Here is a 19,524-nt window from a genome sequence, read left to right as displayed (position 1 = left end):
GCGTGCTCTACCGGCGGCGTTTCACCATTCTCGGCTGTTCGTCGTCACCGGGCGTGCCGCGCATTACCGGCGATTGGGGCGCCTGCAATCCCGACAATCCGAAAAACCGGCGCACGCGCGCCGCCTTCATGGTGCAGCAATTCGCGCCGGATGGCGGTGTCACCACGGTCGTTATCGACACCGGGCCGGATTTTCGCGAGCAAATGATCAGGGCAGGGGCCGACCATGTCGATGCCGTGTTCTACAGCCATCCGCACGCAGATCATATTCATGGCATCGACGATCTGCGCGGCTATTTTCACAATACCCGCCGACGGGTGCCGATTTTTGCCGACCAATTCACGATGGACAGGCTGCGGGAAGCCTTCGGCTATTGTCTGGAAACGCCGCCGGGCAGCAATTATCCACCGATCGTACTGCCCGTTGTGATCGAAAACCTGGATGAACCCGTCGAAATTCGCGGCCCGGGCGGCGCGATCGCCTTCCATCCGCATCTCCAGCAGCACGGGGATATCCACTCGCTCGGCTTCCGGATCGGCGATGTAGCTTATTGCAGCGATATCAGCGATTTCCCGCCGCAGACCGTCGAAAAGCTTCAGAACCTCGACGTGCTGATCATCGACGCGCTACAATATACCTATCACCCGAGCCATCTGTCGCTGGAACAGTCGCTTGACTGGATCGGCCGGTTGAAGCCGAAACAGGCGATCCTCACGCATATGCACACGCCGCTTGATTACGACGCTGTCATGGCAGAGACGCCGGACCATGTGGCGCCGGCGTATGACCAGATGAGCTTCGAGACCGAGGTCAGGATTTAGTCTAAAGCTTGAGCCCGCTCGCCTGCACGTAGGGCCACACTTCGACGCCGCCGCGATGGATCATGTCGAGCGAGACGTAGAGAATGATCAGCAGACCGACATAGGCGATCCAGCGATGGTTGTTGAGCAACCGGGCGATCAGGTTAGCGGCGATGCCCATCAGCGCAATCGACAGGGCAAGACCGATCACCAACACGCTCGGATGTTCGCGCGCCGCACCGGCAACAGCGAGCACGTTGTCGAGCGACATCGAGACGTCGGCGATGACGATCTGGGTCGCCGCCTGGAAGAAGGTCTTCTTCGGCGCGCGTTCGGCGCCCGTAGCTTCGTGGTTCTCGCCATGGCCGGCGCGAAGCTCGCGCCACATCTTCCAGCAGACCCACAGGAGCAGCAGGCCGCCGGCCAGTAGCAAGCCGACGATCGCCAACAGATAGACCGCGACGCTGGCAAAGAGAATACGCAGAACAGTTGCGGCGACGATGCCGACGATGATCGCCTTACGGCGTTGCGTCGCCTCGAGGCCGGCAGCAGCAAGACCGATAACTACGGCGTTGTCGCCGGCGAGAACGAGGTCGATAGCAATGACCTGCAGCAAAGCCGTCAGACCGGCTGCCGTAAAGATGTCCATATGAATTATCCCCAATGCGTCAAAACCGTGCTAGCGTCTCGAAGGTTTAACGTCAACCGCTGACGGATTTCGCAGGCGGCACAATTCGCGACTCTGTGCATCAGACATGCAAGGCGGAAACACGGCGGGGCATCGCTATTCCCATCGCCATTGCCTTGGAACATTCACGTCAGCCACCGGTTCTTCAAGTCAGGAAAGCTGCCATCGATCGATGGCAGGATCGAGACATCGAGAGGAGAACCCCGTGAGCAGCATTTACAACGATACCAACCCGGCTTTCTCAGGCCCGACAGGCGGCAGCAGCCTTGCCGCATTTTTCGACAGCCGGTCAGAAGCCGAATCCGCCGTCTCCCGTCTTGAGGACGCAGGCGTGCCGGTTTCAAGAATAAGGTTGATGCCCGGATATGAGGCGGATGGAAAAAATCCCGGGGCCATGAGCGACGACCGCAGCGGCTTCTTCGACGCGCTGGCGGACTTCTTCTTCCCTGACGAAGATCGGGCGGTCTACGCAGAAGGGTTGCGGCGAGGCGGCTTCCTCGTCCAGGTCAATGATATCGATGACGCGCTCTACGAGACCGTCCACGATATTCTGGACGACGAGGGCAGCATCGACATGGATGAACGGGCGGACCTCTGGTCGTTGGAGGACAGGCAACAAGGCGCATCAAATACCGGCTTTGCCGGCCAATCCTCTGGCGGCAAGGCGTCGGAAGACCTCGCCGTGTCCGAAAGCGCATTCGACGATGCGCGCCCGCTGGCAATGCGGGACACCACGCATGGAAGCGCCAAAGTGCGCGCCTATACCTTGCCCGGCAGCAGTTCCGAACCATCGGACGATGCCGATGGGAAATCCCAAGGCCACTCTCAGACCCAGTCGCAATCCCAGGGCGGATCTCACCAGAGCCAGGGCTTCCGACGCGATCACTGATAGCGCCTGACGTGGATCAAGGCCCGGCGGCGATGCCGGGCCTTGATCTCATCCCGCTTGTTTATTCGAGGATATGTCCATGCAATCATCCATCAATCGCGACGGCCGCCTTCCAGACCCCGACGAACTGATCGCAGAAGGTGAGCCGCCTTTTGCCGATGCCGCAGTGGAGACTGCGCGTGAAAAAGCCGACCAGGATCTCAACGCCCTGCAGCAGGAGCTAAGGCTGCTGAAGGCCCATATCGGCGCGCTGCGCGAGGACGCCGAGGCGGCGCTGAAAGCCAAGGCCACATCGGTCGATGCAAGCGCCCATGTCCAGCTCGGCGACTATCCCTGGCTGAAGCTCGCCGCGGCTATCTGCGCAACCTTCATTGCAGCCAGACTGGTTCGGCGCCTTCCACTCGGGGTCATGCTTGCCGGATTTGCCGGTCATCTCACGGACGCGAGAACACCTGGCATCCGAAGCCGCATGAGCGCGCTACGATCGGTCTAGAGCGGTTCAGCTTTTCACGGAAGCGCAGCACCGCACGCAATCCCGGACGGAAAACCGTTTCACACACTTTTCCTGGAATTGCTCTGGCCGCTGCGCACCGAATGTTCCGCTTCCGTCTGCGATGCCGATGCCAGTTCCATGGCGATGTCGACAAAGCGCTGACCGAGCGAATTGAGTTGCCGGCCTGCAATTTTCTGCAGGGCGAACTGGCGTGAGGCGATGTGTTCCTGCAGCGGAATCGCTGTCAGCACGCCCCGGCGGATCTCCTCGCGCAGGAACTCATCGGACAATATGCTAACGCCATCCGAGCGTTCCACGATTGCCTTCAGCACGCTGAAGGGAGCTGCCTCGACAAGGTGTACCGGGAAGGGGACGCCATTTGTCGTGAACAGGGCTTCAATCTGTTTGCGGAAAGCGCCGCCGCGCGGGGGCATCACCCATGTCGAGCAGGCGAGTTCCGCGAGAGAGACGTCTTGCCGCCCCTCCAATGGATGCCCCGCCCGAACCACGATCACCGATCGGGCCGTGAAGAGCGGAATGACTTCCACTCTCTCCGGTGCCGGTCTCTGTCCGACATTGGAAATGACGAGATCGAGCTTGTGGGTCAGGAGCCGCTCCATCAACTGCTCGTCCGTGCCCTCAACTACCTCGATGGCAGCATTGCCATTTTCCTCGAGAATGCGGCCGACGACCAGCGGCACGAAACTGCCGGTCGCGAGCGGCGTTCCGCCGATGTGGAGCGGGCCTTCAACACCGCGGCCACGCGCTTCCAATTCCCGTCCGGCTATCTCCAGAATGGCTTCAATGCTTTCGGCATGGCGCACCAGTATCTTGCCAGCCTCCGTCATGATCGCACCATGTCGACCGCGGTCGACAAGCTGCATCTGCGTTACGTCCTCCAGACGCGCGACGCTGACAGAAAGTGCCGGCTGGGAAATATGAAGCGCTTCCGCCGCCTTGAGGAAGGAGCCGGCGCGGTCGATGGCGAGAAGGTAGCGAAGCAGTCGGGGATCCAAGTCCATTTGTCACCAGACCTTCGGCGTGGGTGTGTTCAGAATTCCGTCGAATAGCACGTCCGCAATGGATGCCCTACAGCGCCGCCCAACGCCACGCATTTCCATCGGCAACTTTTCATGAGGCTGCCGTCTTCATGTCTTCATGTCTTCATGTGCTTTCTTAAAACGTTGATGAATGCTGCGACCTTGGGTTTGCGGAAGGCCGATGGCAACTGGACTGTCTGGATCGCGATCATTCTCGATGGAAAACCGGCCAGCAGCTGAACGAGCCGGCCTTGGGCAAGGTCGTCAGCCAGAAAAACGTCGGGGCAGATGAAGATACCTTTTCCCGCGCGCGCAGGTATCAGGCAGGCGGGAGGGCTATTGGAGAGGAAGGGGCCGGTGACCGACACTTGGATCTGCTTCCCTTCAATCAGGAAGGGCCAACGGTTCGGGTCAGGATTGTTGGCGTCGCGAATGCAAATGTGGCTGGACAATTCGTCCGGATGGGCCGGTGCGCCATGGCGTTCGATGTAGGATGGGGCGGCGACGACCAGAAGCCTTGCCTCTCCGAGCTTTCGTGCCACGAGGCTCGAGTCCTTCAAAGTGCCGATGCGCACGGCCAGATCGAAACCGTCTTCAGCGAGATCGACGTATTCATCGGACAATTCCAGCTCAACCGTAACCTCCGGATGGAGATCCATGAACTCGAGAATTGCGGTTGCGACGACCGTTTCGCCAAAGGTCAGAGGTGCTGCCACACGCAGCGTGCCTTTCAAGCCACTTGATGCCTCGAGGGACATGTCCAGCAGATCGAGTTCGTTCAGAACACGTCGGCATCCCTCGAGATAGATCCGACCGTCATGCGTCAACGACATGGATCGGGTGGTGCGATGAAGCAGATTCATTCTCAAGTCAGCTTCAAGCGTCGCGATGTATTTGCTGACGAGCTTACCGGAAATGCCCAGCCGCTCGCTTGCGGCGGCAAACGATCCCGCCTCGACCGCGGCGACAAAAGTTCGCATGCCGTCAATCTTATCCATACCGATTGTCTCCATTTTGGCGAAACTGAGACGCTATAATCGCCATTTTGGCGATTAATTGCCAGTGCTAAATCGGAACCCGGCAGATCCAGGAAACATAGATGGTTGCTTCCGAACTGCCGCTCTCGATCGCACGCGGCGTTCCGGCGGTGAGCAATCGGCGTGCCGTATCGCGTTCGACGAAGATACCGTCAACCCGGTCCCGCCCGGTCGTCGGGCGCGAAATTCACAAGTTCTGCAGCGCAGTTCCGCGCTGCCTCATGCAAACCAGGTAAAAGGGATTTTAAAAATGAGCCCAAAGGAAATCGTGCTGAGCGCTGTCGTCGCGCTGTTCACCAATTTTGATCCGGAAGCGGCAAGCCAGCTCCTGAAGGAAAACTACATTCAGCACAATCCCGCCGTACCCACGGGCGCCGCTCCTATCCTCGGCTTTCTGCCTGCGCTCAAGCAAAGCGGCCTGACGGCGACAACTCATCGCGTCCTGGCAGAGGGGGATCTGGTGGTCCTGCATTCGACCTATGAAAATGCCCAGGCCTTTGGCGGCCAGACGATGGTCGCATTCGACGTGTTCCGTGTCGAAGACGGCAAGGTTGCCGAACATTGGGACAATCTACAGGCTGCCGTCCCCGCGTCGAAAACAGCCAGTGGCAATTCGATGACGGACGGCGCGACCGAAATCAAGGATCTCGCCAAAACCGCCGAAAACCGTACGCTGGTCGAGAACTTCGTGCATGACGTATTGCTCGGCACGGCACCGCAGAAGATCACCGACTATATTTCGACGGAAACCTATATCCAGCACAACCCGATGGTGGGCAACGGATTGGACGGCCTGGGCGCCGCGCTGAAGGCGATGGCCGAAGCCGGCCAGCCGATGGCCTACACCAAGACACATTTGATCGTTGCCGAGGGCAACTTCGTCTTCACGGCCTCGGAAGGGAAGCTCGGCGAAACACCAACTGCCTTCTTCGACCTCTTCCGCGTGGAGAGCGGCAAGATTGTCGAGCATTGGGATACGATTTCCACCATCCCGGCTCAAATGGCCCACGACAACGGAAAGTTCTGAGGAAGGCGCGAAATGAAATTCGTCCTGTCAGTCATTCTGGCGTTTCTCGTTTCCATGTCCGGTACAGCGATGGGCCAAGAGAAGCATGTCGTCGAAATCGTGACGATGAACTTGAAGGATGGCGTATCAGCCGAAGCCTTCGCAAAGGTCGACAAGGCCCTCGAAGATCAGCACGTCAGCAAGCAGCCCGGTTTCGTTTCGCGTGAGACTGCCATAAACGGCCGCCAATGGCTTGTTATCGTGCATTGGAAATCGGCTGCCGCCGCGCAGGCTTCGATGGACAGTTTTGCCGATGCACCGGCAGCATCAGAGTTCATGAGCATGATCGACGCCTCAACGATGACGATGACGCGTTACGACCTCGTTATCCGCTGAGCGGCTGCACCCGTGTGGGCTCACGCTGTTGGGTGAGCCCACACATCGATATTGCCGGCGGATGGATGTTTTGGTCGCCGACGCGGGTCGTATCGTTGGGCCATCGTATGCGCTATCTCGCGTGTACATCACGCTGATGGGGGCTGAATGAAGGGCGCCGCTCGGATTAAGACGTTCCGTTTCTCGAAATGTGGGGCTGAAATTGAACCGCCGGCATGCAACGATCCCAATCCGTCAATTGTCGCTCAAAGGCTCTAACATTGATGAGCTTGCGGCCGCTCTTTCCAGCCTCTGCCTGCGAACCGAAGCCGTTCTGGAGAGCAGAGAAGCCGTCTCTTACAATATCCATTCCATCACGGCCGGACCAATCTCTCTCATCGCCGGCGTTTATGAAGGTGATCTGACGGTCCGGCATCGGAGTCCGACGGAGACCGATGTGATTATCCTTCCTCTCTCCGGACGCTCCGTCGTTACCATGAACGGTCAAGAGATGTTATCGGAGGGAACTCGTGGCGTCTTCGTGAACAGTTTGGCCGCAAGCGCAACGCGTTTCATCGGATCAAGAAAACACCTCGGCCTCAGGATCCCTCGCGACGAACTGATACGGCGCCTGGCGCTGCGCCTCAACATGTCAATACGCGGCCATCTCGATTTCGCGCCGGACATCGACTTGTCGACGGCCTCAGGATCCCTGTTGATGCGGCTGTCGGCCCTTATGTACACCGGTTTGGCAGATGGAAGCCTGGTTCAATCGCCGATAGCGCTGAGCAACCTCACCGAGACAACGATCGAACTCTTGATGGAAGCCGCTCGGCATCGCTATTCGAGCGACCTGCTCTACCGCACTGGCGAGCCGCCCCTGCCGAGGAGCGTCAAGCGGGCGATCGACTATATGCGCGCGCATATCTCGGAGCCGATAACCGTGAACGACATCGCAGCCGCAAGCGGCGTCAGCCCGCGGACGTTGCAGCAGGGATTTCGCGACTTTCGTGATACGACTCCCTTTGCCTTTCTCCAGCGCCTGCGGCTGGAGGCGGCTCATCGCGAATTGATGACAGGTGGATCGGACCTGTCGGTCAAGCAAGTCGCGCTCAAGTGGGGTTTCGTCCACCGCGGTCGATTTTCCGCCGACTACAGAAAGCGCTACGGCGTGCTTCCGTCAGAAACATTGCGGAGCTCGGGGTCGAGTTCGGCCGACTGAATAGCCGCGTCCCTCGCCAGCGCCGGGGGTATCGAGGATGCCGGCGTGAGCCACATATCGCGGGAAAGGTCCGATATCCGAGACGGAATCGTACGGCCTCTCGCGGTTTAAGTTTCTGGTAAGCGCGCGCCATTCACTTATCGCTCGGAAGTGCATGCTTTGCCGATATCCGCAGACCAATTTCGCCGCGGTGAAATCCATCTTGTGTCGGCAAGCAGCGTATTTGAGCTGATGAGGTTGGAATGTCGAGATTGCCGCTAACGTTGCTACTTATGTTATTGACTATATTTCCACTGCTGGCCTTCGCGCTTATGGGTGCGTCGACCGCATTGGAATACTACCATGGGTATTCTTCTTTCGAGCAGGCGGACGTCACGCAACGCCTTGGAAGGGCTGGCGGCGTTCTGGCACAGGTCATCCCGGCAGAAGCGTTTTCTTCTGCTGACGACCGTCAGGCGCGCCGGGCCGCATCGGATGCTGCTCTTGCGGAAGTTCAGTCTGCCTACGACGCCTGGAAAGCGTCCGGTCTTGCCGATCCCGCGATCGAGCATGCCGTACAGATCATTGGCGAGAAGCGCGACAATCTTGCGAATTTCCGCAGCCGTGTCGATGCCGGAACCGCCGGCGAGACTGAAGGAGGTGTTGCCCTGCGTCCCGCTGCGGCCGCCGGTCTGGATCTGATCCGCCGCACCGGCGCGACGATCGACGATCTCGAACTGGCGCGTTTCATCAACGGCTTCCACGCCCTAATGCAATTCAGGGAGGCGGGGTTCATGGAAATCAGGCCGGGCAGGGCTTATATCAAGAATTCGACAATGGCGGTCGATCTCTTTTCGTCGCTTCTGTATTCCAAGAGCCTGCGACAGCTTTATTTCGCGCCGATGCATGAGTTTCTGCCAGCGGACCTGGTAAAACCCTACGACGATTTCGAGGCTGGCGCCGAGGGCAGGTTCATAGCGAGCGTGCGCGATCAGGTTTACGCGAACCTGCCAAACGTCTCCTTTCCCGTCGATACAGCTGATCGCTGGAATGCCGCAACTGGGCGGAGAGCCGAACTGCTGGGCCAGCTTGTCACACGCGCCAGCGCACGGCTCGACCAGACGGCCGCCAAACGCTACTCCGAACTTCGGAAATCCTTCCTGGGCTATTCCGGCTTGACACTCGCGATCATGACGATTGTCCTTTTGCTCTGCGTAACGGTCATTCGCAGGATTTCCCGCTACATTCGGTCGCTGACCGGACGCATGACGGGACTGGCGGAGGGCGATACCGCAACGGAAGTGCCGTTGACGAGCCGACGCGATGAAATCGGTGAGATGGCGCGAAGCCTGGAATTCTTCCGTGAGGCAGCGATTCAGAAGAAGAACCTCGAAGCGTCGGCAGAATCCGAGCGGGATCGCTCGGAAAAAGAAAAACTCGACATCCAGGAAAGCGCCGAGCGCGAGGCGGAAGACCGGCTTACGCGGGCGACCACGGCGCTCGCGACAGGTTTGAAGCGATTGGCGCATGGCGACCTGGTCTGTGAGCTAGAGGAGCCGTTCGCTCCGCAATTCGAAAGCCTGCGCGAGGATTTCAACGCCTCTATACGGCAACTGCGGGACGCGCTCCAGACGGTCGGGCGCTCTGTTGAAAGCGTGACCAGCGGCAGCGCCGACGTGTCCGCCGCCTCCGAAGATCTCTCGAAACGCACGGAGCAGCAGGCCGCCTCGCTTGAAGAGACTGCGGCAGCGTTGGAGGAAATCACCGCCAATGTGATGTCCACCACCAAAAGGACTTCGGAAGCCCGCGGCGCCGTTCAACGCATGCGAGATCATGCCGAGATATCCGGTCGTGTGGTGCGTGACGCGATCGGCGCCATGAACCGTATCCAGGGCTCTTCCCAACAGATCAGCCAGATCATCGGGGTCATCGACGAGATTGCCTTCCAAACCAACCTCTTGGCGCTCAATGCAGGTGTCGAGGCGGCGCGAGCGGGCGAAGCCGGGAAGGGTTTTGCGGTCGTCGCCCAGGAAGTCCGTGAACTCGCTCAACGCTCTGCCAACGCGGCGAAGGAAATCAAGAAGCTCATCGACACTTCGGCTTCGGCTGTCGGGGAGGGGGTAAAACTCGTCAGTGAAACCGGTTCGGGGCTGAGGACGATCGAGGAGCTCGTGCTTGATGTCAACGTTCACATGGACGCGATAGCGATAGCGTCCCAAGAACAGTCCTCCGGACTTCACGAGATCAATACAGCCGTCAATCACATGGATCAGACAACGCAGCAAAATGCCAGCATGGTCGCGGAGATGAGTGCAGCCGGTGCGAGTCTTGCACAGGAGAGCCGGAGTTTGGCGACGCTGTTGAAGCATTTCCGCTTCGAGACCGGGCGGAAGGACATTCGCATACAAAGAGCTGCCACAGAACTCAGAAGCGTTCGACGCCCCTTGCCTCAAACGAGCCGTGGCAATCTAGCACTCGCATCCTCAAATGAAGATTGGCAAGAGTTCTGACTCCGGCAAACTGCCATCGAATATATCAACCATGAAGACAACGGCAGGGTCGTTCCCGGCCGTTTCCTCGACGCTGTTTCACCGCGCGGAACTGCTTGGGTTCAGGATTTGTCTGATCCATCCTCACGCGCCTTGCTTGCCAAGATAACGTGCCTGCCACTTGCCCGTCCTGACGTTTTCCTCGGTTGATTTGTGCAGCATTTCAGTGAAGCGTATCGCTGCAAGCGTGCGCTCCGTATTTTGAAGCGAGGCGATCAGCCAAGTGACGTTGAGGTTGTCGATCGGCGACCAGGCGAACTGGGTCAGCGGTGAGTTGACCATCCCGCAATAGGGCATGATGGCAAAGCCGACCTTGCGCCGAATGAGGTCGTCCATAGGCGCATATTCGGTTTCTACGGCAACTTTTGCCCGGCGGCCGATACGGGCGAATTCTGCTTCGACCAGTGTTCTCAGGCCGTCGGGACGCGGCGTCAGGATCAGCGGTCGGTCCGCCACCGCATCGAGGCTGACCGGCCGATCGGGCGACAGACCGCTGTCGACAGGCCCGACCAGGTAAAGCTGCTCCTGAAGCAATGGCACGGTGTGCAGATCGGGCTCCGTCAACGGTGCAGCCAGAATGCCGATGTCGATGTCCCGGAAAAAGATCGCCTCGCGAAGCTGGACCGAATGTGCACCGCGGACGCGAAGGCGCACATGCGGGTAGGTCTCCACGAAGCTTGCCACAAGTTCGCCGGTCAATACGCGTCCCATGAAGGGCGGCGCGCCGAAGGCAAGCCGGCCTGATGGCGTGTTGGCGGCGTGCATGACTTCCTCCGGAATCCTGGCGATCTCTTCCAGAACCGCTTCCGCGCGCGTCCGGAACACTTCGCCGGCCGGCGTCAGTGTCAAGCCTCGACCCGTGCGATGAAACAGTGGCGCGCCGATCTCCTGTTCCAAGGCTGTGATCTGCCGGCTGAGCGCCGGCTGCGAGATGTCGAGCTTTTCGGCCACGCGCGACAGATTGCCGAACTCGGCGGCCTTCAGAAAATATTCCCATTTTCGAAGGTTCACAGCCTCGCCTCCGTTCGTGCCGCGATATGCATTTAAGGTTATAGCTGAACTGCCGTTCTGTCTATTGATGAAAGGCGCCGCGCTTGGAATAGTCGCAATGGGTTGAGGAGCCCGTGTTCGAGGAGATCTTTATGTTCAAGCGCGCAATTCTGACCGCAACTGTCGTCATCGCCGGCGGGACCCAGTCCTGGGCCGAAACCCGGATCGCCATCGGCACGCCTCCCATTGCCGAAGTGGAAGCCGCCTTCGTGGCCAAGGATGAGGGCCTGTTTGAAAAGAATGGCCTCAACGTCGAGTTCCTGCCGACCGGCTCCAACCAGACGCTGGTGGCATCGCTGGTCGCCGGCTCGCACCAGATCGTCGCCGTTTCGCCCACCGTGCTGTTGCAGGCGGTCGACAGCGGGATCGACCTCGTGGTCGTTGCCAATTGCGGCGTGACCGCAGCGCGCACGGCCAGGAATGTCGGTCTTGCGGTACGCGAGGGTGTCGAGATCGCCAAGCCGGAGGACCTGGTGGGCAAGAAGATCGGTACGCCAAGCATCGGCGGCACCCTGGATATCCTGTTCCGCCAATGGCTCAAGCAGAAGAACGTGTCGGAGAAGAACATCACCTTCATCGAGGTGCCGATCCCGAACACCGCTGACGTCCTCAAGGGCGGCACCATCGATGCAATCATCGCCGGACAGCCTTCACTCGGTCGCGCCGTCAGCCAGTCGAATGGCAAGGTGGCGTTCAATTTCATGGCGGACCTTCCCGAAAGCCTGCCTTATACGACCTTCGTGGCGACCCGCGATTGGGCCAAGGACAATGCCGAGACCATCAAGTCGTTCCGCGCCGCCTTCGCTCAGGCGACAGACCTGGTGGCCGCCAATCAGACCAGAACCCGCGAGATCGTCTCGAAATACACCAAGCTGCCCATTGAGGTTCTGAACAAGATCGAACTGCCGGAATGCAAGACCGTGCCGACCACGGCCGCGCTCGACTATTTCGACAAGGCGATGCGGGAAGGCGGCATGCTGACCGGCGAGATCGATACCGCTGGCCTGATCGCTCCCTGAGCCCCCTTCGTCAATATCCACAGGTGACATCATGGCCCAGATGACCGGCGCGGAAGCGCTAACCCTTTTGCTTGTTCGGGAAGCGGTTCCCTTTGTCTTCGGCGTCGCCGGCGGCAAGCTGAACCCGCTGTTGCATGCAATTTCGCGCGAACCGTCGATCCGTTATCTCGGTGTGCGCCATGAGGCATCTGGCCCCCTGATGGGGGCGGCGATTGCCGCAGCGAGCGGACGGATCTGCGTGGCGCTCGGTGAAATGGGACCGGGCTCGTCCAATCTGGTCGGCGGCCTCGGCACCGCCTTCAACAACAACTTGCCACTCGTGCTCGTCACCTCAAACAATCACCATGCGTGCGCCTATCCCCACCGCGGCATGTTCATGGATCTCGACACGCATGCGCTCCTGAAGCCGCTGACCAAATGGAGCGCGGTTGTGCATGACGGGCGACGGCTGCCCGATCTCGTCCGCGACGCCTTCCGCCAAGCGCTGACCGGGCGGCGCGGCCCGGTTCATCTCGATGTGCCGCAGGACGTATTTACGACCAAGTTCGATTTCGACGACGCGGCGCTTTCGCTGCCGCCATCGGCCTATCGCACCGTCGAAGGCCCGAGAGCCTCCGCTGCCCAGATCGCCCGCGCCGCCGACATGCTGGCGCAGGCGGAGCGCCCGGTGCTGGTTGCCGGCGGCGGCGTCGTGTCCGCGGAAGGGGGCGCGCTGTTCCGCAATCTTCTGGAGGTTCTGAAGGCCCCGGCGCTCGCCACGCAGATGGGCATCGGCACGGTTCCTTCGGATTCGCCGTTCTTCATCGGCCATGGCGGCATCATTGGCGGCGACGCGGTTTCTTCGGCCCTTGCCGGAGCTGATGTCATACTAGCTGTCGGATGCCGGTTTTCCTCCTGGCTCTGGAACGAAACCGGTGCCCTTGCAGGCGGCGGTGCCGACCTCATCAACATCAACATCGATCCGATGAGCCTTGGCGCGAATGCCCGCCATGCCCTCGGCATATGGGCGGATGCCGCCAGCGCGCTTGCCGATCTGCTTGATGCCCTGAGGAGCCGGCAGATACCGGATCGGTCGCGGTGGCTGGCGCGCATGCGCGATATCTACGCCAGCTATCGCGGCAAGCTCGAACGCATGAACGAGGACAATGGCCCGGTCATGCATCCCGCCCGTCTCGGCACCGCGCTCGGCAAGCTTCTGCCCGCCGATGCGCTGATCGCCTACGACGGTGGCCACACCTCCTTCTGGAGCAATGATCTCACCCCGGCAACCATCGAACGCACCCGTTTCCACGAGCCCGGCATGTGCCAGCTCGGCTTCGGCACGCCCTATGCGGTGGCGCTCAAGCTACTTCATCCAGACAGGCCGGTCTTCAACATCTGCGGCGACGGCGCCTTCGGCTTCACGCTTTCCGAGCTCGACACCGCCCGGCGCTACGGTCTGCCGATCATCAACATCATCCACAACAATGCCTCCTGGGGCGTCATCAAGATGGGCCAGAGAAAGACCTACGACTTCTCGTTCGGTACGGATCTTGACGGTGTGGACTATGCCGACGTCGCACGCGGTTTCGGTTGCCATGGAGAGCGGGTGACAACGGTGGAAGAGATCGGGCCGGCTCTCGAGCGGGCTATCGCCTCCGGCCTCCCGGCGGTGATAGATTGCCACGTCCGTTTCGAGGCGCATCCCAGCATGCCTTACTTCGCGAAGATGAATGCCTATGGATTCCCGCAGGGGGCAGGCGGCCCGCATGCCGCTCTTGTGAAGGGAGTTTGATGTGGTTGTGACGCAATTTTCCACCCGCCGACCCTATGGTGAAAGCAATGCGCCGGCCTCCGGCGAGACGCGGATTCGCATCCGCGACGTGACGCTCTCCTATGGCCCGCTCCAGATCATCGGCGGCATCAGCCTCGATGTCGCGGCCGGTGAGACCGTCTGCGTCATCGGCCCATCCGGCTGCGGCAAGACCACGCTGCTGCGCATGCTGGCCGGTCTGGCAAAACCGACCTCCGGCAGCGTCGAACTCGATGGCGCGGGGCTTGGCGGACCGAACCGCTCCGTGGCGATCGTCTTTCAGGACTACGGAAAGGCTCTGCTGCCCTGGCGGACGGCAGCAGGCAACGTATCGCTGGCGCTGGAAGCACGCGGCTGCCGCCCCGCCGACCGGCCTGGGATCATCCGAGATCTCCTCGAGAAGATCGGCCTTGGCGCTCACGCCGACAAATATCCGGGTGAAATGTCCGGGGGCATGCAGCAGCGCCTGCAGATCGCCCGCTGTCTGGCGCAGGAGCCGAAGGTGCTCCTGATGGACGAGCCCTTCGGCGCCCTTGATGCCATGACGCGGCAGGCGCTTCAGGACGAGGTTCTCGGACTGGTTGCCGCAACCGGGGCCACCATGGTTTTCGTCACGCATGATCTCGAGGAAGCGATCTATCTTGGCGACCGGATCGTCTGCCTGCAGCCGAATCCCGGCCGCGTCGGGCGGATCGTCGACGTGTCGCTGTCGCGGCCACGCGACCAGCTTCTGACCCGTGAGGATCCGGAATTTCTGCGTCTGCGCCGTGAACTCTACGATCTCATCAAGGATGATCACCAATGACCGCGCAGCGCCTGCTGAGCACTGGCTGGCGCGCGGCTCTGCTGCCGGTCGCCCTCATCGGCCTGGCGCAGCTTGCCGCGACCGCGACTGCGCTGGAAAGCGACAGCCTGGCGAGCCCGTTCGATATTGCCAAGGCCTTCTTCTCCGTCGTCGCAGACGGTTCGCTGCTGCGGGCGACGGCGGATACGCTGAAAGCGGCTGCCGCCGGGTGCCTTCTCGGTGTCGGGGCAGGATCGCTTCTCGGCATCGTGCTCGGCCTTTCCCGCATTGCAGACGATGCACTCGATCTGACGATCGAGCTGCTGCGGCCGATCCCCGTGGTGGCGCTTATCCCGGTCGTGATGATGTTGCTCGGCTTCGGGGCGGAAATGGAGATCGTCATCATCGCGCTCGGCATGCTGTGGCCCTCGGTCGTGCTGGCACGCGCCGCCGTCAAGGAGGTGGAGCCGCGCCTGATAGAGGTATCCAGCGTACTTCAACTCGGCTTTGCCGCCCGTCTCGGCAAGATCGTTCTGCCGGCCATCCTGCCACAGCTCTTCATGTCGCTGAAACTTGCCGCCGGCTATGCGCTTGTGGTCGCAGTGACGGTGGAGATCACGGCCAATCCGCTCGGCCTCGGCTATGGTATCATGATGGCGCAGCAGGCCCTGAGGCCGGCTGAAATGTTTGCCTATCTGATCTGGATCGGCGCGATCGGCTGGCTCATCAGCCTGCTTCTCAACGCGGCGCAACGGGCCTTCTTTCCGGCCTTCGTCAAGGGAGAGGGGCGATGAGGCATTTTTCCCTGCGACGGCTTTTGCTCGGCACTGGGGCGCTGGTACTCTTCGTTCTTGCGTGGAAGCTGGTGACCGATGCCAAAATTGTCTCGCCGATCTTCTTCCCCGGCCCGGAGCGAACCTATGCCGCGCTGGTGAAGGGGCTCTTCGGCGGCGCCCTTCTCACGCAGACGCTGGAGACGATCCAGCGCATGCTGCTCGGCTGGCTGCTTGCTTCGTTCGTCGGCGTCTTTCTCGGCGCGCTTATCGGCGTGTCGAAACAGGCTCGCGCATTCATCGCTCCGACGCTCGAACTGCTTCGGCCGCTTCCCGCTTCGGCCATGATTCCGATCGCAATCGCCTTTCTCGGTTTCTCCGATCACATGGTCCTCGTCGTCATCGCCTTCGGTGCTCTCTGGCCGATGCTGCTCGCCACGATGCACGGCTTCGCCGCCATGGAGCCGCGGCTCTATGAGGTCAGTCAGGTGCTTGGCCTCAGTCGTTCAGAGGTGATCTGGAAGTTGGCACTGCCGAGCGCCATGCCGATGATCCTCGCCAGCCTGCGGCTCGGCCTGACCATCTCACTCATTCTGGCCGTCGTCGGCGAAATGCTTGCAAGCCGCGAAGGGCTCGGCCAGAGCATTCTGGCGGCCAGCCGAAGTTTCCGTTCCCCCGATCTTTTCGCCGGCATCGTCATTCTGGGGGCAATTGGCCTCGCCGGAAGCCGGTTGCTATCGGTTGCGGAAAAACGCCTCCTGCGCTGGCAGGCCGCCAGCCGCTGATTTTTGTCTTTTGAATAGATGGATCTTGTCATGTTCAAACTTTCCGATGCCTCAACCATCATCGACACCGCCCTTGCGGAAGGACGGACCCGTGGTCTCGCGCCTCTGGCTGTCGCCGTCCTCGACGCCGGTGGCCATCTGGTCGCGTATAAACGCGAGGACGGGGCCGGCATCGTTCGTTTCGACATCGCCTTCGGAAAAGCCTGGGGCTCGCTCGGCATGGGATTCGGGTCGCGCGAATTGACGGAACGCGCCGGCAAGAACCCAACATTCGTCACGGTTCTATCGGCCGTCAGTGGTGGGCGCATGGTGCCTTCTCCGGGCGGTGTCTTGATCGCCAATGGACAAGGGCACATCATCGGCGCGGTCGGAATTTCCGGCGATCTCGGAGACAATGACGAGCTTTGCGCCATTGCCGGCATCGAGAAGGCCGGGTTCCGGCCTATCGCAAAACTTGCAGATTGATTTCTGGAAGAATTCGCCTGTTCATTTAAAGGGAAGCCTCCTGCAGACCGCAAGCTGCATCGACGGGGCTTTGTCCTGCGAACGGAATTTCACCGATTAGAGCCTTCACCAGCGCCTGCTGCACCGGCGGCACGGCGGCATAGCCGTTCACGAAGGTTCTGCATTCCGGCATGTGATACAGCAGGAACGGCGTGCCGAGCGAGATGTAGACTGTGGGAAGATAGTCCCACAGTCTTTGCATCGAAAGCGGGAACAAGCCGTGCAGGTCCTCCCAGCGCGGCCCCAGGTTTTCCTTGGCGGACACACCTTCCTCGGCCATCAGATACATGCCGATATCGTGGGCGGCCGGATCGATAGCATCGCCCCGGCGATAGAGCGTGACGTCAAAACCCCGTTCGCGCAGCATATCGGCCACGCGCAGTTGCGGCAGTGGGCCGGAAGGGCTCATCCGGCTTTCCAGTTGCGCCAGCAGGATACGTTTGTGCCGGCTCGGATCAAGCGGCAGCAGAGCCTGCTGGTCCTTGACCAGCGTGATCCCGGCCTCCGCGGCCGATTTCGACCATGCGGCATGCTCGGCGCCGCCGAGCAGCCGCGGGCGATCTTCCGCCTCCGGGGGATGGCCGCCGGTCTCGTGGAGCTTCATCGATGCTTTGAGCGCAAGCACACGCAAGACCGCTTCATCGACACGCTCCTGCTTGAGAAGACCGTTCTGAAGGCCTTCCCTGATATAGCCGAGATCCTTGTCGAGATCAGCCGGGAACAGCAGGATATCGCAGCCCGAGGCGATGCAGAGCGGCACGAGTTCCCGCCGCGCGCCGCGCGCATTGAAGCCGACCATGCCGGAGGCATCGGAAACGACCAGGCCATTGAAACCCAGCTCTTCTCTGAGAAGGGTGGTGGTGAGGTCGAAGTTGAGCGACGCAGGCATATGGGCGGGGCTCAGGGCCGACGATCCCAGCTCGGCCGTGTAGGCGGGAAGGGTGATGTGGCCTGCCATGACGACCTGCACCCCCTTCGCAAAGGCGTCGGCATAGATTTTGCCAAACGTCCGGCGCCACTCTTCCATCGGCATCGTATTGTGGGTGGTGGCGAAATGCTGGTCCCTGTCGTCGATGCCGTCACCCGGCCAATGCTTGATCGAGCTTGCGAAACCCGCCGAGCGGGCGCCTTGCTGATAGGCCGTCGTCATTGCCATGACTGTCGAGACATCCGCGCCGAATGACCGGGTGTTGACCACGTTCGAACGGAAATTGACCGCAAGATCGGCAACCGGCGTCCAGGAGATATTGAAGCCGAGAAAACCGCCCTCGCGCGCCGCAACGACACCCATGCGCCGCGCATGCTCGGCGTCTCCCGTCGCAGCGATGGCCATCTGGTTGAGGTAGGGCGTTCCGGCCGCAACGCTGCTCTTCTCCGAGAACTCGATGTCGCAGCTCATCAGGAGCGGTATCGCCGTCTGCGACTGAAGGAATTGCGCGCTGTCGCGCAATTCCTGCTCGGAACGGGAGGGCATGCGATGAATGCCGCCGACATGGCGCTGCAGCGGGGCCGAGAGATTTTCCGGCGAGAGGTCGCGGCAAAGAGGCAGCATGATCTGCCCGAGCTTTTGGTCCAGCGACAGGCTGTCGAAAGTGGATCTCACCCACGCAAGAGCCGTGTCATCGAGATGGAAGGGATGTCCTGCAAGCTTTTCAAGGATGGTCTCGGTCATCAAACCCGCTTTCCGCTGTCTGCGTCAAATATGTGAAGGCGATCCTCGGACAGGCCGAGCCACGCCTTGTCGCCGGGTTTTATGCTGACGGAGGCTGATGTCTTGGCGCAGATGCCAATGCTGCCGCGTTTGCACCAGACGAGCTTTTCGGCTCCCATCGGCTCGACGACGTCGACCTCGACCGCCACGCCCGATGCGGCCTCTTCTGCATGGAGCACGACGTCTTCGGGGCGGATGCCGACGATCACCTTTCGGCCGTTGGCCAGCGGCGCTTGCAGCGCGGACGTGATGCGCACCGCCTTGCCGTCGATGATCACATCGCCGCCTTCAACGGCGGCGTCGAGGAAATTCATGGCGGGCGAGCCGACGAAACGGGCGACGAAGGTGTTCGCCGGCTTGTTGTAGATCTCGTCTGGCGTGCCCTGCTGCTGGATGATCCGGTCCTTCATGACGACGATGCGGTCGGCAAGCGTCATCGCCTCGATCTGGTCGTGGGTCACATAGATCATCGTCGACTTGAGCCGCTGATGAAGACGCTTGATCTCGACGCGTAGGTCTGAGCGCAATTGGGCGTCGAGGTTGGAGAGCGGTTCGTCGAAGAGAAACACGCCCGCGTCGCGCACGACGGCGCGGCCGATCGCCACGCGCTGCCGCTGGCCGCCGGAAAGTTCCGACGGTTTGCGGTCCAGCAAGGGTTCGATCTGCAGCATCCTTGCCGCATTGGCGACGCGCTTTTCGATTTCCGGCTTGGCGGTCCCGGCGACTTTCAGGCCGAAACTCAGATTTCCCCGCACGCTCATCCGAGGATAGAGCGCGTAAGACTGGAAAACCATCGCGATCCCGCGGTTCTTCGGCTCGACATTGGTCATGTCGTGACTGCCGATCAGGATCTGCCCTTCGGCAACGTCCTGGAGCCCGGCGATCGCATTCAGAAGCGTGGACTTGCCGCAGCCGGAAGGCCCGAGCAGGACGATGAATTCCGACGGCGGAATGTCGAGATCTATGCCTTTGAGGACCTCGACCTGCCCGTAGCGGATGCCGAGATTTCGCAGTTGAACGCCTGTCAT

The 19,524-nt window shown here is 60.8% G+C and carries 19 protein-coding genes; 13 read left to right on the top strand and 6 right to left on the bottom strand.

Going from position 1 to position 19,524, the window contains the following annotated elements:
- Nucleotides 1-2: 2 nt before the first annotated feature.
- Nucleotides 3-821, top strand: a complete 819-nt coding sequence (locus tag FHT75_RS31300; RefSeq protein WP_183845451.1) for an MBL fold metallo-hydrolase — start codon at nt 3-5, stop codon at nt 819-821.
- 1 nt (nt 822) lies between these two features.
- Here FHT75_RS31300 and FHT75_RS31295 read toward each other — a convergent pair whose 3' ends face one another.
- A complete protein-coding gene (locus FHT75_RS31295) occupies nt 823-1,449 on the bottom strand; it encodes a TerC family protein (protein WP_028758505.1) in 627 nt (208 codons plus the stop codon).
- A 244-nt stretch (nt 1,450-1,693) separates the two neighbouring features.
- Between FHT75_RS31295 and FHT75_RS31290 the strand changes: the two genes are divergently transcribed.
- A complete protein-coding gene (locus FHT75_RS31290) occupies nt 1,694-2,377 on the top strand; it encodes a hypothetical protein (protein WP_047615222.1) in 684 nt (227 codons plus the stop codon).
- Between the two features lie 79 nt (nt 2,378-2,456).
- Nucleotides 2,457-2,870 (top strand): hypothetical protein, encoded by a 414-nt coding sequence (locus FHT75_RS31285; RefSeq protein ID WP_052213385.1) that lies wholly within the window; start codon nt 2,457-2,459, stop codon nt 2,868-2,870.
- A 59-nt stretch (nt 2,871-2,929) separates the two neighbouring features.
- Here the strand turns inward: FHT75_RS31285 and FHT75_RS31280 are convergent, their stop codons facing one another.
- Together FHT75_RS31280 and FHT75_RS31275 are read right to left on the bottom strand one after the other, a co-directional pair.
- Nucleotides 2,930-3,892, bottom strand: a complete 963-nt coding sequence (locus FHT75_RS31280; RefSeq protein ID WP_025554536.1) for a LysR family transcriptional regulator — start codon at nt 3,890-3,892, stop codon at nt 2,930-2,932.
- A gap of 134 nt (nt 3,893-4,026) precedes the next feature.
- Entirely contained in the window at nt 4,027-4,908 is an 882-nt protein-coding gene (locus FHT75_RS31275; protein WP_025554537.1) for a LysR family transcriptional regulator, read from the bottom strand.
- A 64-nt stretch (nt 4,909-4,972) separates the two neighbouring features.
- On the opposite strand from FHT75_RS31275, the gene FHT75_RS31270 reads away from it, so the two are divergent.
- The 4 genes from FHT75_RS31270 to FHT75_RS31255 all read left to right on the top strand — a co-directional run bounded on the left by FHT75_RS31270 (nt 4,973) and on the right by FHT75_RS31255 (nt 10,039).
- The gene (locus FHT75_RS31270; protein ID WP_245445219.1) at nt 4,973-5,974 is read left to right on the top strand and encodes a nuclear transport factor 2 family protein; all 1,002 of its coding nucleotides are present in this window, start codon (nt 4,973-4,975) and stop codon (nt 5,972-5,974) included.
- 12 nt (nt 5,975-5,986) lie between these two features.
- The gene (locus FHT75_RS31265; RefSeq protein ID WP_025554542.1) at nt 5,987-6,349 is read left to right on the top strand and encodes an antibiotic biosynthesis monooxygenase family protein; all 363 of its coding nucleotides are present in this window, start codon (nt 5,987-5,989) and stop codon (nt 6,347-6,349) included.
- A gap of 202 nt (nt 6,350-6,551) precedes the next feature.
- A complete protein-coding gene (locus tag FHT75_RS31260; RefSeq protein ID WP_246712998.1) occupies nt 6,552-7,550 on the top strand; it encodes an AraC family transcriptional regulator in 999 nt (332 codons plus the stop codon).
- A 242-nt stretch (nt 7,551-7,792) separates the two neighbouring features.
- Nucleotides 7,793-10,039 carry a methyl-accepting chemotaxis protein gene (locus tag FHT75_RS31255; RefSeq protein ID WP_025554546.1) on the top strand — a complete coding sequence of 749 codons (2,247 nt, stop codon included), beginning with the start codon at nt 7,793-7,795 and terminating at the stop codon, nt 10,037-10,039.
- A gap of 123 nt (nt 10,040-10,162) precedes the next feature.
- Here the strand turns inward: FHT75_RS31255 and FHT75_RS31250 are convergent, their stop codons facing one another.
- Nucleotides 10,163-11,089, bottom strand: a complete 927-nt coding sequence (locus tag FHT75_RS31250; RefSeq protein WP_063475623.1) for a LysR family transcriptional regulator — start codon at nt 11,087-11,089, stop codon at nt 10,163-10,165.
- A 131-nt stretch (nt 11,090-11,220) separates the two neighbouring features.
- On the opposite strand from FHT75_RS31250, the gene FHT75_RS31245 reads away from it, so the two are divergent.
- From FHT75_RS31245 to FHT75_RS31220, 6 genes are read left to right on the top strand one after another with little or no spacing between them, the layout of a single operon-like run.
- The gene (locus tag FHT75_RS31245) at nt 11,221-12,147 is read left to right on the top strand and encodes an ABC transporter substrate-binding protein (protein WP_143541067.1); all 927 of its coding nucleotides are present in this window, start codon (nt 11,221-11,223) and stop codon (nt 12,145-12,147) included.
- A gap of 31 nt (nt 12,148-12,178) precedes the next feature.
- A complete protein-coding gene (locus FHT75_RS31240) occupies nt 12,179-13,921 on the top strand; it encodes a thiamine pyrophosphate-binding protein (protein WP_063475621.1) in 1,743 nt (580 codons plus the stop codon).
- A gap of 1 nt (nt 13,922) precedes the next feature.
- Entirely contained in the window at nt 13,923-14,744 is an 822-nt protein-coding gene (locus FHT75_RS31235; RefSeq protein WP_028756750.1) for an ABC transporter ATP-binding protein, read from the top strand.
- Nucleotides 14,741-15,517: an ABC transporter permease gene (locus tag FHT75_RS31230; protein ID WP_028756751.1), complete on the top strand. Its 777-nt coding sequence runs from the start codon at nt 14,741-14,743 to the stop codon at nt 15,515-15,517. Before FHT75_RS31235 ends, FHT75_RS31230 begins: the two co-directional genes overlap by 4 nt.
- Complete coding sequence (locus FHT75_RS31225) at nt 15,514-16,281, top strand: ABC transporter permease (RefSeq protein WP_049813421.1); 768 nt, start codon at nt 15,514-15,516, stop codon at nt 16,279-16,281. Before FHT75_RS31230 ends, FHT75_RS31225 begins: the two co-directional genes overlap by 4 nt.
- A 30-nt stretch (nt 16,282-16,311) precedes the next feature.
- Nucleotides 16,312-16,746: a GlcG/HbpS family heme-binding protein gene (locus FHT75_RS31220; RefSeq protein ID WP_049813423.1), complete on the top strand. Its 435-nt coding sequence runs from the start codon at nt 16,312-16,314 to the stop codon at nt 16,744-16,746.
- A 25-nt stretch (nt 16,747-16,771) separates the two neighbouring features.
- Here the strand turns inward: FHT75_RS31220 and FHT75_RS31215 are convergent, their stop codons facing one another.
- Together FHT75_RS31215 and FHT75_RS31210 are read right to left on the bottom strand one after the other, a co-directional pair.
- Nucleotides 16,772-18,457 (bottom strand): glycoside hydrolase family 3 protein, encoded by a 1,686-nt coding sequence (locus tag FHT75_RS31215; protein ID WP_097623429.1) that lies wholly within the window; start codon nt 18,455-18,457, stop codon nt 16,772-16,774.
- Entirely contained in the window at nt 18,457-19,524 is a 1,068-nt protein-coding gene (locus FHT75_RS31210; protein WP_063475619.1) for an ABC transporter ATP-binding protein, read from the bottom strand. The genes FHT75_RS31215 and FHT75_RS31210 overlap by 1 nt, the downstream gene beginning before the upstream one ends.

The organism is Rhizobium sp. BK112 (genome assembly GCF_014193215.1).
Taxonomy (GTDB): Bacteria; Pseudomonadota; Alphaproteobacteria; order Rhizobiales; family Rhizobiaceae; genus Rhizobium; species Rhizobium anhuiense.
Note: the sequence above shows the minus strand (reverse complement) of the source record. Positions and strands in the feature narration are given on the sequence as shown.

Coding starts and splice junctions, on each gene's coding strand:
- FHT75_RS31265 (WP_025554542.1), top strand. CDS start 5,987: ATGAAATTCGTCCTGTCAGTCATTCTGGCGTTTCTCGTTTCCATGTCC.
- FHT75_RS31275 (WP_025554537.1), bottom strand. CDS start 4,908: ATGGATAAGATTGACGGCATGCGAACTTTTGTCGCCGCGGTCGAGGCG.
- FHT75_RS31255 (WP_025554546.1), top strand. CDS start 7,793: ATGTCGAGATTGCCGCTAACGTTGCTACTTATGTTATTGACTATATTT.
- FHT75_RS31220 (WP_049813423.1), top strand. CDS start 16,312: ATGTTCAAACTTTCCGATGCCTCAACCATCATCGACACCGCCCTTGCG.
- FHT75_RS31245 (WP_143541067.1), top strand. CDS start 11,221: ATGTTCAAGCGCGCAATTCTGACCGCAACTGTCGTCATCGCCGGCGGG.
- FHT75_RS31280 (WP_025554536.1), bottom strand. CDS start 3,892: ATGGACTTGGATCCCCGACTGCTTCGCTACCTTCTCGCCATCGACCGC.
- FHT75_RS31210 (WP_063475619.1), bottom strand. CDS start 19,524: ATGACAGGCGTTCAACTGCGAAATCTCGGCATCCGCTACGGGCAGGTC.
- FHT75_RS31230 (WP_028756751.1), top strand. CDS start 14,741: ATGACCGCGCAGCGCCTGCTGAGCACTGGCTGGCGCGCGGCTCTGCTG.
- FHT75_RS31295 (WP_028758505.1), bottom strand. CDS start 1,449: ATGGACATCTTTACGGCAGCCGGTCTGACGGCTTTGCTGCAGGTCATT.
- FHT75_RS31225 (WP_049813421.1), top strand. CDS start 15,514: ATGAGGCATTTTTCCCTGCGACGGCTTTTGCTCGGCACTGGGGCGCTG.
- FHT75_RS31215 (WP_097623429.1), bottom strand. CDS start 18,457: ATGACCGAGACCATCCTTGAAAAGCTTGCAGGACATCCCTTCCATCTC.
- FHT75_RS31240 (WP_063475621.1), top strand. CDS start 12,179: ATGGCCCAGATGACCGGCGCGGAAGCGCTAACCCTTTTGCTTGTTCGG.
- FHT75_RS31285 (WP_052213385.1), top strand. CDS start 2,457: ATGCAATCATCCATCAATCGCGACGGCCGCCTTCCAGACCCCGACGAA.